This window comes from Citrobacter sp. ABFQG (genome assembly GCF_004322975.1).
GTDB lineage: Bacteria > Pseudomonadota > Gammaproteobacteria > Enterobacterales > Enterobacteriaceae > Citrobacter > Citrobacter freundii.
In genome coordinates, this window is record NZ_CP036435.1 from 4,495,986 (window position 1) to 4,509,423 (window position 13,438).

A 13,438-nucleotide genomic window follows, 5' to 3' on the forward strand; every position below is an offset into this window, starting at 1 on the left:
CAAAGGTGCGTGTGATGCAACAGCAAAAACCGCTGGAAGGCGCGCAACTCGTCATAATGACGATCGCGCTGTCCCTGGCGACATTCATGCAGGTGCTGGACTCCACCATTGCTAACGTGGCGATCCCCACTATCGCCGGGAACCTCGGCTCTTCATTGAGCCAGGGAACCTGGGTGATCACCTCATTCGGGGTAGCGAACGCTATCTCTATTCCGATCACCGGCTGGCTGGCAAAACGCTTTGGCGAAGTAAGACTCTTTATGTGGTCAACTATCGCCTTCGTCATTGCGTCATGGGCATGCGGGATGTCCACCAGCCTGAACATGCTGATTTTCTTCCGCGTAATCCAGGGTATTGTCGCCGGTCCATTAATTCCGCTGTCACAGAGCCTGTTGCTGAATAACTATCCACCCGCCAAGCGTTCCATCGCCCTCGCGCTATGGTCGATGACGGTGATTGTTGCCCCGATATGTGGCCCAATTCTTGGGGGCTATATCAGCGACAACTATCACTGGGGCTGGATATTTTTTATCAACGTGCCAATCGGGGCTGCGGTGGTATTGATGACCCTGCAAACCCTGCGCGGTCGGGAAACCAAAACCGAGCAGCGGCGCATTGACGCCATTGGTCTGGCACTGCTGGTCATCGGTATCGGCAGTTTGCAGATTATGCTCGACCGCGGCAAAGAGCTGGACTGGTTCGCCTCGCAGGAGATTATCATCCTGACGGTGGTCGCCGTGGTTGCTATCAGCTTCCTGATCGTCTGGGAACTTACCGACGAGCACCCTATTGTCGATCTCTCGCTGTTTAAGTCGCGCAACTTTACCATCGGCTGCCTGTGTATTAGCCTGGCCTATATGCTCTACTTCGGCGCCATCGTCCTGCTGCCGCAGCTATTGCAGGAGGTTTACGGCTATACGGCAACCTGGGCCGGTCTGGCGTCCGCACCGGTTGGGATTATTCCGGTGATCCTGTCGCCAATAATCGGCCGCTTTGCGCACAAGCTGGATATGCGTCGGCTGGTGACGTTCAGTTTTATTATGTACGCCGTCTGTTTCTACTGGCGCGCGTGGACGTTCGAGCCGGGTATGGACTTTGGCGCATCGGCCTGGCCGCAGTTTATTCAGGGGTTCGCAGTAGCCTGCTTCTTTATGCCGCTGACGACCATTACGCTGTCCGGTTTACCGCCTGAGCGTCTGGCGGCTGCATCGAGCTTGTCTAACTTTACGCGAACGCTGGCTGGCTCTATTGGAACATCGATTACAACAACGATGTGGACTAACCGTGAGTCGCTACACCATGCGCAATTGACGGAATCCGTTAACCCCTACAACCCAAATGCTCAGGCAATGTACGACAAGCTGCAGGATTTAGGGATGACGCACCAGCAGGCGTCAGGGTGGATAGCCCAGCAGATCACTAATCAGGGGCTGATTATTTCCGCCAACGAAATCTTCTGGATGTCGGCGGGGATCTTCCTGGTTTTGCTTGGTCTGGTATGGTTCGCTAAACCGCCCTTCGGCGCGGGCGGCGGCGGCGGCGGAGCGCACTAACTATCTGATAAAAGGGATCTGCGGATCCCTTTTTTATTGTGGCCAGCATCAGAAATAATATTTGAATCTCAGGCGTCCGCCGTAACGTGCATCTTCGCTGTTGTCGCCATTGTTCGGATCGGCCTCAACCCATGAGGCATAAGCACCGAGATAGATATTAAAGTTTTTCATATCCATCACATTGGGGAATAAATATGAGGCATGAATAGTGTGAATATCATAGCTGCCCGGATCGGTGATCCAGCAGTCTTCCTCGCAAACGGCCTCCAGGTTAGTGGCATTGAAAGCGTCAATGTTGTTATGCGCATAGATATAGCCCAGTTCGAATCGATGCCACAACGCGTTTACCCCAGCGGTAAAATCGGTCTCATCGGTCGCGTCCATATAAGCAGTATTCAGGTTAATCACCGCGCCGTCTTCCGCATCGGTTTTTTGTCCGTCCCAGGTCATGGTAAAACCATACCCCGTACGATCGGACTGATCGATCCACTTCCCGTTCTCATAATAGCCGTAGGCGTTGTTAACGACGTTACTTTCCATCGCCACTGCCGTCGAGAAACGCCCGTTTTGCCAGGCGATCACCGGGCGCACGTAAGCCACGTTTTTATCATTGGTTAAGTCCATCCCGTGGTACTGCTTCTCGGTATAGAGCGTACTGCCATTTTCCATCAATGTATTCACTTCAAAATACCAGTTATCGATGGTTTTACTTATCAGGAAATTACCGCCGCTGTCGCTACGTCCACGCCCCTCTTTCATCATATAAATATAGCCATAGCCATCACTGTAAAGATCATTCGCCGTATTACCTGAATATTCAATAAACGTATCCTGATTCAGCGGGAACATATCGTACGCTTCAAAACGTCCGACCTTAATTTGCCAGTCTTTTTCCTGGCCAAAAAAGAACACTGCATCATCGAGATTCATTTTTCCGGTCAGGTCTGCCAGCGGCTGAACTGAGAATCCGGCGAAATTACCGTTGTTCAGTCGTTGGTAGCCATCAAACCCTAATAGCAGACGCCCGTTGATATCCCAACGTTCATTCGTTCCCGGCGCCCAATCTTTATTTGCTGAAGTTCTGGTTGATGTCAGGCTACCAGAGCGGCTTGCCGCATCCATATTAAACTCAACGTCGCCATAGAACTTGATATCGCTAAAACCGGATAGCGTTAACTTGGGTGGATTTTCCGTAGAGGCGGAGGGTTCAGCAGATTGTACTTGCACCGTCGGCGCTGCGGCTACCTGCTGCTGCCTCAGCGAGCGAATTTGCGATTCAGCATCTGCGGCTCGCTGTTCGGCATTAATCACGCGCTGCTCCAGTTCAGCAAGACGCTGTTCAATAGCGGTATTTGCTGCCCAAAGGTTATGCGAAAAGCAAGCGCCGACCACAAGCGCTAAATATTTCACCTTCATTTTTTATCCCTAAAGTTTAATGTATACCAGATAAGATTTGATAAAAACCCCATCCACCAGCGATGAAAAGAGTCTTTTTATTACCTGGATATCTGGCGTATTCCATTATGTTTTTCTATTAATTATTTATGTTTTTTGATTTATGTGATCGGTGTGAGCTGGCATCGTTAATTATCCATTATTTTCTGTTTACCAGATCACGTTTTGTTATTTAACAGGTCACCAATTAATTAGCTTAAATTATATTCCTGTCGTAAATATAATAGATATAGATTATATGAAGAAATAAAAAACCCCGGACATAAACCGGGGTTAATTTAAATACTGGAACAGCTAATCAATAAGACTAAATATGCAGTTCCTGCAATTTCTCTTTCGGCAGCGCCAGCTCTTCATTGCTGTTCACGCGTACATCACGCTCCAGAATATGACGCGCGATATCCTGTGCTTCGCTAAGAGAGTGCATCTGATACGTACCGCACTGGTAAACGTTCAGCTCCGGGATCTGGTTCTGATCCTGTACTTTCAGCACGTCCGCCATTGCCGCTTTCCACGCATCGGCAACACGCTGCTCGTCCGGCGTACCAATCAGGCTCATGTAGAAGCCGGTACGGCATCCCATCGGAGAGATATCAATAATCTCAACGCCATTACCGTTCAGATGGTTACGCATAAAACCTGCAAACAGGTGCTCCAGCGTATGGATACCTTTCTCAGGCATGACTTCTTTGTTCGGAATGCAGAAACGCAGATCAAACACGGTGATTGCGTCGCCATGCGGGGTGTTCATCGTTTTTGCAACCCGGACCGCGGGAGCTTCCATCCGGGTGTGATCGACAGTAAAACTATCTAACAACGGCATTTAGCCACCTCCGATAAATTTTTTAAAAATAATCTGAACTCTTTGTTCCGGGGCGAGTCTGAGTATATGAAAGACGCGCATTTGTTATCATCATCCCTGTTTTCAGAGATGAAATTTTGGCCACTCCCGAGTGGCCTTTTTCTTTTGTATCAAGCGTGCTTTTCCAGCCACACGCTAAACGGCTCAGTATCAGCCGCTTCGATCTCCTGCTGACGACGCTTCGAAGCCTCGGTTTCAGCAATAAATTCAGCTTCCTGCAATATTTCTAATGGCTCTTCACGCAGCAGATTTCGGTAAGCCTCACCCAGCGCTTTGCCCGTACCGCCAATGCCTTCATCAATCATAGACCGTAGGATCCGGGCAGAGAAAGTCAGTTCAGGATTGTCAAAACAGACAACCAGTTCATCACAGACCTTCTGATACTCCTCTCCCCCATCGATGCTGTCCAGCGTTTGTGCCACGCGTTTCAGATCGCGGAACAAATCTTTCCCAACCTTAGGCAGCGGGAACTGGGCCGTTTCACAGCCAATACCTAACGTCAGTCCTGGCTTGCGACCTTCGAGAATCACGCGATTCCAGTTTTTACGCGTACACAGCAATTCATCGCTGCTCATTTCCGGGGCATCGGCCAGCGCACACCAGACCATAAACAGATCGAGGAAGCGTACCTGCTGCTCGTCCACGCCGATCGGTGAGAACGGGTTGATATCCAGCGAGCGTACTTCGATGTACTCGATACCGCCACGCAGAAGCGCATCAGACGGCGTTTCACCACGACGAGTGACGCGTTTCGGACGAATAGGCGCATACAGCTCATTTTCAATCTGCAGAACGTTGCTGTTGATTTGCAGACGCTTACCGTCTTTCTCCAGACCGATCGCTGCGTACTCCTCGGAGGGCGTTTTAATCGCGCGCTTTAATCCTGCCACATACTCATGCAAATCGTTAAACGTAATTCCAAGATTGCTTTGCGACTTATTGGTATAGCCCAAATCACTCAGACGCAGCGAGGTCGCGTACGGCAGGTAGTACATCCCGCAGTCGGTTTTTTCAAACGGCAGAGTTGTTGGTTTTCCTTGCAGGAATGAGGAACAAATGGCCGGAGAGGCGCCAAACAGATACGGGATCACCCAACCAAAACGGTAGTAGTTGCGGATCAGACGGAAGTAGCCCGCGGAGATCTTCTCTTTAGCATCTTCGCCTTCGGTTACGCCGCACTTCGCCTGCCAGAAAGCCATTGGCAGCGAGAAGTTGTAGTGTACGCCTGAGATTGTCTGCATCAACGCACCGTAACGGTTTTTAAGGCCTTCACGGTACAGCGTCTTCAGGCGACCGGTGTTCGACGTGCCGTACTGCGCCAGTTCGATATCCTGGCCTTCGGCAATATAGCAAGGCATGCTCAACGGCCACATACGCTCGTCGCCCAGGTTTCTGGCGGTATAACGATGCAGGTCGCGCATGAATGTGAGCATTTTCTCAATGTCATCGCCTGGCGGAGTGATAAATTCCAGCAGCGCTTCGGCAAAGTCAGTAGTTATCCATTTATGCGTTAGCGCTGAGCCTAACACCTCAGGATGGCCTGTCGTTGCTAATGACCCATCTGCATTAACACGCAGCGTTTCGCGCTCCAGACCACGTTGAATCCCCTTTAACGCCTGAGGATGGTTTTCCAGCCAGGCCAGCGCCTGTGATACGTCCGGGATCAAATTGACCTCCCGCCTGTCAAAATCGTTTTAATTAGCATAATGGTATTGGTTACCCTGAAGGCTATCTCACAACACAATTAGTGCCACCACATAATGCCTTGCGTCGTAACCGCTGCGACAACAACATAGCGCAGCGCCTTGCCAAGGCATAAGAAAAAGAGAACTGGACCCCACGAGATGCGCATCCACCCGGCTAACAGGCACAATAAATCACCTACAACCGGCATCCAGCTTAATAATAGTGTGACAGCGCCATAGCGCCGCAGCCAGCCAGTGGCTTTTTCTTGCCAGCGCGATGTTTTACGCAAAGGAAAGAAACGCCCAAGGATAACGTTAGTTAACCCTCCAAGGCTATTACCCATTGTTGCTGTTAAGACTAAGACCCAGGGATGACTTATCCCGGAGACCAGCAAAGCAACTAAAACAACTTCAGAATTGCCGGGTAATAGCGTGGCGCTGAGAAAACTACTGGCAAACAGTGACAGGAGCGACAGTCCATCACTCACAATAACCGGACATCCACGGCGTCCATTCCCGCAGCGTGCGCCGCCTGTATTCCAAAATCGGCATCTTCAAACACGACGCAACGCGCCGGAATAACCCCCATACGTTCGGCACAAAGCAAAAACGTATCAGGAGCAGGTTTGTGGCGTTGTACGTGATCGGCTGCGACGACAGCATCAAAATAGCGACGCAGTCCAAGGTGAGCGAGCAGCGCTTCTGCAATTGCGCTTTCACTCCCCGTTCCTACTGCCATAGGCCGACGCCCATGCCAGGCTTTCACGACGTCAACCAACGGCAGAGGCTGGACGCTATCCAGCAACATGCTTTTCACCTTGTCAGTTTTCTCGCGCGCTAAGGCATGGGGGTCAAGATCGGCATGATTCAATTCAATTACCGACTGGGCAATACGCCACGTTGGGGAGCCGTTGAGGGCGACCATGGCTTGTTCATCAAACCGCAGCCCATAATGCCCCAATACCTCATGCCACGCCTTACGGTGCGTTGGCTCAGTATCCAGGATGGTGCCATCCATATCAAAAATCAAACCCGCATAACGTTCGTACATCGTCTTCTCACAAGCCGAATGACCAGACGTTATTTTATCGTAATTGATTGATTTTGTCGCTGACAGCGAATTGAGGGGTGTTCAGAGAGTATGTGGAAATAATTTAAAGGGGGAGATGGTGCATCCGGGAGGATGACTCACTAGCGTTCGCCCTGCGGGCCGTTGCTGGAGCAACGTTATCCTTCCTGGTGCTCGCGATTATCTCGCAGACCATGAAACAACAGTTTTGCTGCTATCTCGGAGAAGATGGTGCATCCGGGAGGATTCGAACCTCCGACCGCTCGGTTCGTAGCCGAGTACTCTATCCAGCTGAGCTACGGATGCATCGGGAATTGCTGATTACTACTGATACTGCGAAGAAGATGGTGCATCCGGGAGGATTACTCGGCTGCGCCTCGCCCTGCGGGCCGTTGCTGAAGCAACGTTATTCTCCCTGGTACTGGCGATTATCTCGCAGACCATGAAACAACAGTTTTGCTGCTATCTCGGAGAAGATGGTGCATCCGGGAGGATTCGAACCTCCGACCGCTCGGTTCGTAGCCGAGTACTCTATCCAGCTGAGCTACGGATGCATCGGGAATTGCTGTTTACTACTGATACTGCGAAGAAGATGGTGCATCCGGGAGGATTCGAACCTCCGACCGCTCGGTTCGTAGCCGAGTACTCTATCCAGCTGAGCTACGGATGCATCAGGAAAACTTACTTACTGCAGATTTGATATCGCTGCTAAAGTGATATCGATTTCCGTAACAACGCTAATGCGTCATTGCAGAGAAGATGGTGCATCCGGGAGGATTCGAACCTCCGACCGCTCGGTTCGTAGCCGAGTACTCTATCCAGCTGAGCTACGGATGCAAATGGCGGTGAGGCGGGGATTCGAACCCCGGATGCAGCTTTTGACCGCATACTCCCTTAGCAGGGGAGCGCCTTCAGCCTCTCGGCCACCTCACCAACACGCCTCTTGCGAGTGCTTCGAAGAACTTGTTTCTGCTCATCGTCGCTGCGTGGCGCACATATTACTTTCTGGGACTTATAAGTCAAACAATTTTTCCAGAGCTTTTATCGTTTGCACATTTCACGCGCAATTAGTCTGCAAAAACGGCAAAAAGAGTGTTTTATCAACAGATAAATTGGCAATTTCCTGAAGCAGTGAACAAACGGAAACTTCGTCGGGAAAGGCATTACGCCCAGTAGAATCGAAAAAATGGGGAGGACGAAGAAGAAAAGAGAAGAGAAGAAAAAGGGTGACTCAATCAGGTTGCGCCTCACCAGAAAGGTGAGACGCGAAAACCTTAGTAACTGGACTGCTGGGATTTTTCAGCCTGGATACGCTGGTAGATCTCTTCACGATGGACAGAAACTTCTTTCGGGGCGTTTACGCCAATGCGCACCTGGTTGCCCTTCACCCCTAAAACTGTCACGGTGACCTCATCGCCTATCATGAGGGTCTCACCAACTCGACGAGTCAGAATCAGCATTCTTTGCTCCTTGAAAGATTAAAAGAGTCGGGTCTCTCTGTATCCCGGCATTATCCATCATATAACGCCAAAAAGTAAGCGATGACAAACACCTAAGTGTAAGCAGTCACGGCATCACATTCTGTTAAACCTAAGTTTAGCCGATATACACAACTTCAACCTGACTTTATCATTGTCGATAGCGTTGATTCGCATGCCGTAACTTAGGGTTTCGGCATGCGCTGACGCTTATAGTTATTACAGTTTTGCGCTGACCCAGCCTTTCACACTGGCTAACGCTGCAGGCAGAGCCGCTGCATCCGTACCACCGGCTTGCGCCATGTCCGGACGACCGCCACCCTTACCGCCGACCTGCTGAGCGACCATTCCAACCAGTTCCCCTGCTTTCACGCGATCTGTCACGTCCTTAGACACACCCGCAATCAGAGAAACCTTACCTTCCACTACCGTTGCCAGAACGATAACGGTAGACCCCAGTTGATTTTTCAGATCATCAACCATGGTACGCAACATTTTCGGCTCAACGTCCGCGAGTTCACTGACCAGCAGCTTCACACCGTTGATATCAACCGCTTTGCTGGAAAGATTTGCACTCTCCTGCGCCGCAGCCTGTTCCTTCAATTGCTGCAATTCTTTTTCCAGTTGACGTGTACGCTCCAGCACGGAACGAACTTTGTCAGCGATATTCTGGCTATCGCCTTTCAGCAGCTGCGCAACATCGCTTAAGCGATCGCTCTCAGCATGCACGGTTTGGATAGCGCCTTCACCGGTTACCGCTTCGATACGACGAACGCCTGCCGCAGTACCTGACTCGGACACTATGCGGAACAGACCGATATCACCCGTACGGCTGGCGTGAGTACCGCCACACAGTTCGGTAGAGAAATCACCCATGCTCAGAACGCGCACATGGTCGTCATATTTCTCGCCAAACAGCGCCATTGCGCCTTTGGCTTTTGCCGCTTCGAGATCCATGATGTTCGTTTCAATCGGCAAGTTGCGACGAATTTGCGCATTCACCAGATCTTCAACAGCACGGATTTCAGCAGGCTTCATCGCTTCGGTATGAGAGAAGTCGAAGCGCAGCAGTTTATCGTTAACCAGCGAGCCTTTCTGTGCCACATGTGTGCCCAGAACCTGGCGCAGCGCCGCGTGCATCAGATGCGTTGCGGAGTGGTTCAGGCGAATACGCGCACGACGCGCTTCATCCACATCAGCCTGTACTGCATCACCAATTTTCAGAGAACCCGCAGACAGCTTGCCAATGTGACCAATGGCCTGGCCATATTTCTGTGTGTCGCTAACGGCAAACGCAAAACCTGCGCCTTTCAGTTCACCCTTATCGCCAACCTGACCACCAGACTCCGCATAGAACGGCGTCTGATCCAGTACGACAACAGCGTCCTGACCTGCGTTAATTGCGTCTACCGCTTTACCATCAACAAACAGCGCGGTGACTTTGCCGTTCAGTTCCAGGTGCTCGTAGCCTTTAAATTCAGAGGCGCCATCAACACGAATCATTGCATTGTAGTCTGCGCCAAAACCGCTGGCTTCACGTGCGCGACGGCGCTGTTCTTCCATTGCAGCTTCAAAGCCAGCTTCATCAACCTTGATGTTACGCTCGCGGCAAACGTCTGCCGTCAGGTCAACCGGGAAACCGTAAGTGTCATACAGACGGAATGCGGTTTCGCCGTCCAGCGTATCGCCAGACAGTTTTGCCAGTTCTTCATCCAGCAGCGCCAGACCACGCTCCAGAGTACGTGCAAACTGCTCTTCTTCGGTTTTCAGAACCTGCTCAACCATAGCCTGCTGACGCTTCAGTTCTTCACCTGCAGAGCCCATGACGTCCACCAACGGACCAACCAGCTTGTAGAAGAAGGTATCCTTCGCGCCCAGCATGTTGCCATGACGTACCGCGCGACGAATGATACGGCGCAACACATAGCCACGGTTTTCATTCGACGGCACAACGCCATCGGCAATCAGGAACGCACAGGAACGGATATGGTCGGCGATAACGCGCAGCGACTTGTTGCTCAGATCGGTCGCGCCGGTGACTTTCGCCACGGACTCAATCAGTGAACGGAACAGGTCGATTTCATAGTTGGAGTTAACGTGTTGCAGCACAGCCGCAATACGCTCCAGACCCATACCGGTATCCACGGACGGTTTCGGCAGCGGTTCCATGGTGCCGTCAGCCTGACGGTTGAACTGCATGAAGACGATGTTCCAAATCTCAATGTAGCGATCGCCATCTTCTTCTGCACTTCCCGGAGGCCCACCCCAGATATGGTCGCCGTGGTCGTAGAAAATTTCGGTGCATGGACCGCAAGGACCGGTATCACCCATCTGCCAGAAGTTGTCGGAAGCATAAGCCGCACCTTTGTTATCACCGATGCGGATGATACGTTCGCGCGGAATACCGACTTCTTTTTCCCAGATTTCATAGGCTTCATCGTCAGTTTCATAGACGGTGACCCACAGACGCTCTTTTGGCAGGGCAAACCAGTTTTCACCGGTCAGTAGTTCCCATGCATATTGAATAGCATCGTGTTTGAAGTAATCGCCGAAGCTGAAGTTGCCCAGCATTTCGAAGAAAGTGTGGTGACGTGCAGTGTAACCGACGTTTTCCAGGTCATTGTGCTTACCACCCGCACGTACACAACGCTGCGAGGTGGTTGCGCGGGAATAATTACGCTTGTCGAGGCCAAGGAAAACATCCTTGAACTGGTTCATCCCGGCGTTGGTAAACAACAAAGTAGGGTCATTGTTCGGTACCAGGGAGCTGCTGGCAACTACCTGGTGTCCTTTACTATGGAAAAAATCGAGAAACGCCTGACGGATCTCAGCGGTGCTCTTGCTCATAATTATCCTGAAGAAATCAAGCTAACGAAATGTCATTACCAGCATCGGCAAGCAAACTGCGCCTCTGGCAATCGAAAAGTGGGAATAAGATAAGTTTTCTTTACTGGGAAGTAAAATCCCGTATGCGGTCAATCGTCAAAATTTCGCCATATTGCCTGAATATCTTCCATCAGATAGCCGCGATAGAGCAAAAAACGCTGGACCTTTACCTTATCTGAAAAATCGACAGGTAAAGGTTCACCGTACTTCCGAATGGCCTGCTCACGCGCAAGCACTGCCCAGTCAATTTCGCACTCACGCATGGCCCGCTCGATAGCTTCACGCGTGATCCCTTTTTGGTTTAATTCCTGGCGCACCCGGGCAGGTCCATAACCTTTGCGGCTACGGCTGGCGATAAACTGTTGCACGAAGCGATCATCATCCAGATAACGACTTTCAATACACCAGGCGATGACCTTGTCGTAATCCTCCGGCGTGGCATCAATTTCTTCTGGTCCATTTTTCCCCATCACCGGAGCGGCCAGCTTGCGCCGCAGTTCCTGCTCGCTGTGATCGCGCATCGCCAGAATACGTACGGCGCGGTCAAGCAGTCGGGAATAAGCGGAACGGCGGGAAGTTGCTTCTGTCATAGTAAGCCTTCAGAAATGAAAAAGGGCTGCATGATATGCAGCCCTTTACTATATGCGATTCAAAACATGCGATTCAAAACAGATTATCAGAAATCTTCGTTTGTTTCTTTTACGTCTTCGCCGCTGTCATCAACGGAGAAATCAGGCGTTGAATCCTGGTTATTGAGCAGTAGCTCACGTAATTTCTTCTCAATTTCTTTCGCAGTTGCCGGGTTTTCTTTCAGCCAGTTGGTCGCATTCGCTTTACCCTGACCGATTTTCTCACCGTTGTAGCTGTACCATGCACCAGCTTTTTCAATCAGCTTCTCTTTCACGCCCAGGTCAACCAGTTCGCCGTAGAAGTTGATGCCTTCACCGTAAAGGATCTGGAATTCAGCCTGTTTGAACGGCGCTGCAATTTTATTTTTCACAACCTTAACGCGGGTTTCGCTGCCAACCACGTTGTCACCTTCTTTCACCGCACCAATACGACGGATATCCAGACGAACAGACGCATAGAATTTCAGGGCGTTACCACCGGTGGTGGTTTCCGGGTTACCGAACATAACGCCAATCTTCATACGGATCTGGTTGATGAAAATCAGCAGCGTGTTGGACTGCTTCAGATTACCGGCCAGCTTACGCATCGCCTGGCTCATCATACGCGCCGCAAGGCCCATGTGAGAGTCGCCAATCTCGCCTTCGATTTCTGCCTTCGGCGTCAATGCGGCAACGGAGTCGACAACGATAACGTCAACCGCACCGGAGCGCGCCAGCGCATCACAGATTTCCAGCGCTTGCTCACCGGTATCCGGCTGAGAACACAGCAGGTTATCAATATCAACGCCAAGCTTACGGGCATAGACCGGGTCCAGTGCGTGTTCTGCATCGATAAATGCACAGGTTTTACCTTCACGCTGCGCAGCGGCAATAACCTGCAGGGTCAGCGTTGTTTTACCGGAGGATTCAGGCCCGTAGATTTCGACGATACGGCCCATTGGCAAACCGCCCGCGCCCAATGCGATATCCAGAGAAAGCGAACCGGTGGAGATAGTTTCCACATCCATGGAACGGTCTTCACCCAGGCGCATGATGGAGCCTTTACCGAATTGCTTTTCGATCTGACCCAGCGCTGCCGCCAACGCTTTCTGTTTGTTTTCGTCGATAGCCATTAATTACTCCTGTCATGCCGCTTTCGGGTTAAACCGCGAAACGTGATAGATAATGTTCTGTTGAGGCAATTATACTGTATGCTCATACAGTATCAAGTATTTTGTAGAAATTGTTGCCACAGGGTTTGTAACGCGTAGGCGGTTGCCTGCCGACGGACCGCATCGCGATCGCCGCTAAAGCATTCCCGGCGGGTAATCCCCTCGCCGCTCGCGCTGGCAAAGGCAAACCATACCGTTCCCACAGGTTTTTCTTCGCTACCGCCATCCGGCCCCGCAATACCGCTTATCGAAACAGCGAAATGCGCGCGGGCGGCTTTTAACGCGCCTATCGCCATCTCCACCACCACAGGCTCACTCACCGCGCCATGCTGGGCCAGCGTCTCTTCGCGCACGCCAATCATCTGCGCTTTGGCTTCATTGCTGTAGGTCACAAACCCGCGTTCAAACCAGGCGGAGCTTCCGGCAATATCCGTAATCGCTTTGGCTACCCAGCCGCCGGTGCAGGATTCCGCCGTCGTCACGGTTGCCCCGCGCGCTTTCAGCGCCAGGCCAACCTGCTCGCTTAACTGCATCAGTTCACTGTCGGTCATTTCAGCCTCTGTCAGTTAAAAAAATATGCCGGACAAGATAGCACTTTCATGACCAATGTGGGGATGGGGAGAACGTTTTACGAGGGGGATTCCAAAAATTGCTCCGTTGCACAAATAAG

Annotated in this window: 11 protein-coding genes and 5 tRNA genes; 1 reads left to right on the forward strand and 15 read right to left on the reverse strand. The window is 51.3% G+C overall.

Translation table 11 applies throughout. From position 1 onward, the window contains the following. The first annotated feature begins 14 nt into the window (after window positions 1-14). Complete coding sequence (gene emrB / locus WN16_RS22050; RefSeq protein WP_003037306.1) at window positions 15-1,553, forward strand: multidrug efflux MFS transporter permease subunit EmrB; 1,539 nt, start codon at window positions 15-17, stop codon at window positions 1,551-1,553. A gap of 48 nt (window positions 1,554-1,601) precedes the next feature. Here emrB and WN16_RS22055 read toward each other — a convergent pair whose 3' ends face one another. From WN16_RS22055 to pncC, 15 genes are all read right to left on the reverse strand, one after another. Continuing rightward, window positions 1,602-2,969 (reverse strand): carbohydrate porin, encoded by a 1,368-nt coding sequence (locus WN16_RS22055; protein ID WP_044699674.1) that lies wholly within the window; start codon window positions 2,967-2,969, stop codon window positions 1,602-1,604. A 346-nt stretch (window positions 2,970-3,315) separates the two neighbouring features. After that, a complete protein-coding gene (gene luxS / locus WN16_RS22060; protein WP_003037312.1) occupies window positions 3,316-3,831 on the reverse strand; it encodes an S-ribosylhomocysteine lyase in 516 nt (171 codons plus the stop codon). A gap of 149 nt (window positions 3,832-3,980) precedes the next feature. Next, window positions 3,981-5,537, reverse strand: a complete 1,557-nt coding sequence (gshA, locus tag WN16_RS22065; protein WP_003037314.1) for a glutamate--cysteine ligase — start codon at window positions 5,535-5,537, stop codon at window positions 3,981-3,983. 77 nt (window positions 5,538-5,614) lie between these two features. Then, the gene (locus WN16_RS22070; RefSeq protein ID WP_003839664.1) at window positions 5,615-6,043 is read right to left on the reverse strand and encodes a YqaA family protein; all 429 of its coding nucleotides are present in this window, start codon (window positions 6,041-6,043) and stop codon (window positions 5,615-5,617) included. Then, window positions 6,040-6,606 (reverse strand): fructose-1-phosphate/6-phosphogluconate phosphatase, encoded by a 567-nt coding sequence (gene yqaB, locus WN16_RS22075; protein WP_044699675.1) that lies wholly within the window; start codon window positions 6,604-6,606, stop codon window positions 6,040-6,042. The genes WN16_RS22070 and yqaB overlap by 4 nt, the downstream gene beginning before the upstream one ends. Window positions 6,607-6,853: 247 nt before the next feature. After that, window positions 6,854-6,930: transfer RNA gene (locus WN16_RS22080), tRNA-Arg, on the reverse strand. A 171-nt stretch (window positions 6,931-7,101) separates the two neighbouring features. Continuing rightward, window positions 7,102-7,178: transfer RNA gene (locus WN16_RS22085), tRNA-Arg, on the reverse strand. 39 nt (window positions 7,179-7,217) lie between these two features. Then, window positions 7,218-7,294: transfer RNA gene (locus tag WN16_RS22090), tRNA-Arg, on the reverse strand. 90 nt (window positions 7,295-7,384) lie between these two features. Further along, window positions 7,385-7,461 (reverse strand) — tRNA-Arg (locus WN16_RS22095). Between the two features lie 3 nt (window positions 7,462-7,464). Then, a tRNA-Ser gene (locus WN16_RS22100) sits at window positions 7,465-7,557 on the reverse strand. A 341-nt stretch (window positions 7,558-7,898) separates the two neighbouring features. Then, complete coding sequence (gene csrA / locus WN16_RS22105) at window positions 7,899-8,084, reverse strand: carbon storage regulator CsrA (RefSeq protein WP_000906486.1); 186 nt, start codon at window positions 8,082-8,084, stop codon at window positions 7,899-7,901. Window positions 8,085-8,321: 237 nt separating this feature from the next. Then, window positions 8,322-10,949 carry an alanine--tRNA ligase gene (gene alaS, locus WN16_RS22110; protein ID WP_003037323.1) on the reverse strand — a complete coding sequence of 876 codons (2,628 nt, stop codon included), beginning with the start codon at window positions 10,947-10,949 and terminating at the stop codon, window positions 8,322-8,324. A gap of 128 nt (window positions 10,950-11,077) precedes the next feature. Beyond that, window positions 11,078-11,578, reverse strand: a complete 501-nt coding sequence (gene recX, locus WN16_RS22115) for a recombination regulator RecX (protein ID WP_003037326.1) — start codon at window positions 11,576-11,578, stop codon at window positions 11,078-11,080. An 86-nt stretch (window positions 11,579-11,664) separates the two neighbouring features. After that, entirely contained in the window at window positions 11,665-12,729 is a 1,065-nt protein-coding gene (gene recA / locus WN16_RS22120; protein WP_003037330.1) for a recombinase RecA, read from the reverse strand. 92 nt (window positions 12,730-12,821) lie between these two features. Beyond that, window positions 12,822-13,319: a nicotinamide-nucleotide amidase gene (gene pncC, locus WN16_RS22125; RefSeq protein ID WP_003037333.1), complete on the reverse strand. Its 498-nt coding sequence runs from the start codon at window positions 13,317-13,319 to the stop codon at window positions 12,822-12,824. Window positions 13,320-13,438: the final 119 nt, after the last annotated feature.

Coding starts and splice junctions, on each gene's coding strand:
- emrB (WP_003037306.1), top strand. CDS start 15: ATGCAACAGCAAAAACCGCTGGAAGGCGCGCAACTCGTCATAATGACG.
- recA (WP_003037330.1), bottom strand. CDS start 12,729: ATGGCTATCGACGAAAACAAACAGAAAGCGTTGGCGGCAGCGCTGGGT.
- csrA (WP_000906486.1), bottom strand. CDS start 8,084: ATGCTGATTCTGACTCGTCGAGTTGGTGAGACCCTCATGATAGGCGAT.
- WN16_RS22055 (WP_044699674.1), bottom strand. CDS start 2,969: ATGAAGGTGAAATATTTAGCGCTTGTGGTCGGCGCTTGCTTTTCGCAT.
- luxS (WP_003037312.1), bottom strand. CDS start 3,831: ATGCCGTTGTTAGATAGTTTTACTGTCGATCACACCCGGATGGAAGCT.
- alaS (WP_003037323.1), bottom strand. CDS start 10,949: ATGAGCAAGAGCACCGCTGAGATCCGTCAGGCGTTTCTCGATTTTTTC.
- yqaB (WP_044699675.1), bottom strand. CDS start 6,606: ATGTACGAACGTTATGCGGGTTTGATTTTTGATATGGATGGCACCATC.
- pncC (WP_003037333.1), bottom strand. CDS start 13,319: ATGACCGACAGTGAACTGATGCAGTTAAGCGAGCAGGTTGGCCTGGCG.
- recX (WP_003037326.1), bottom strand. CDS start 11,578: ATGACAGAAGCAACTTCCCGCCGTTCCGCTTATTCCCGACTGCTTGAC.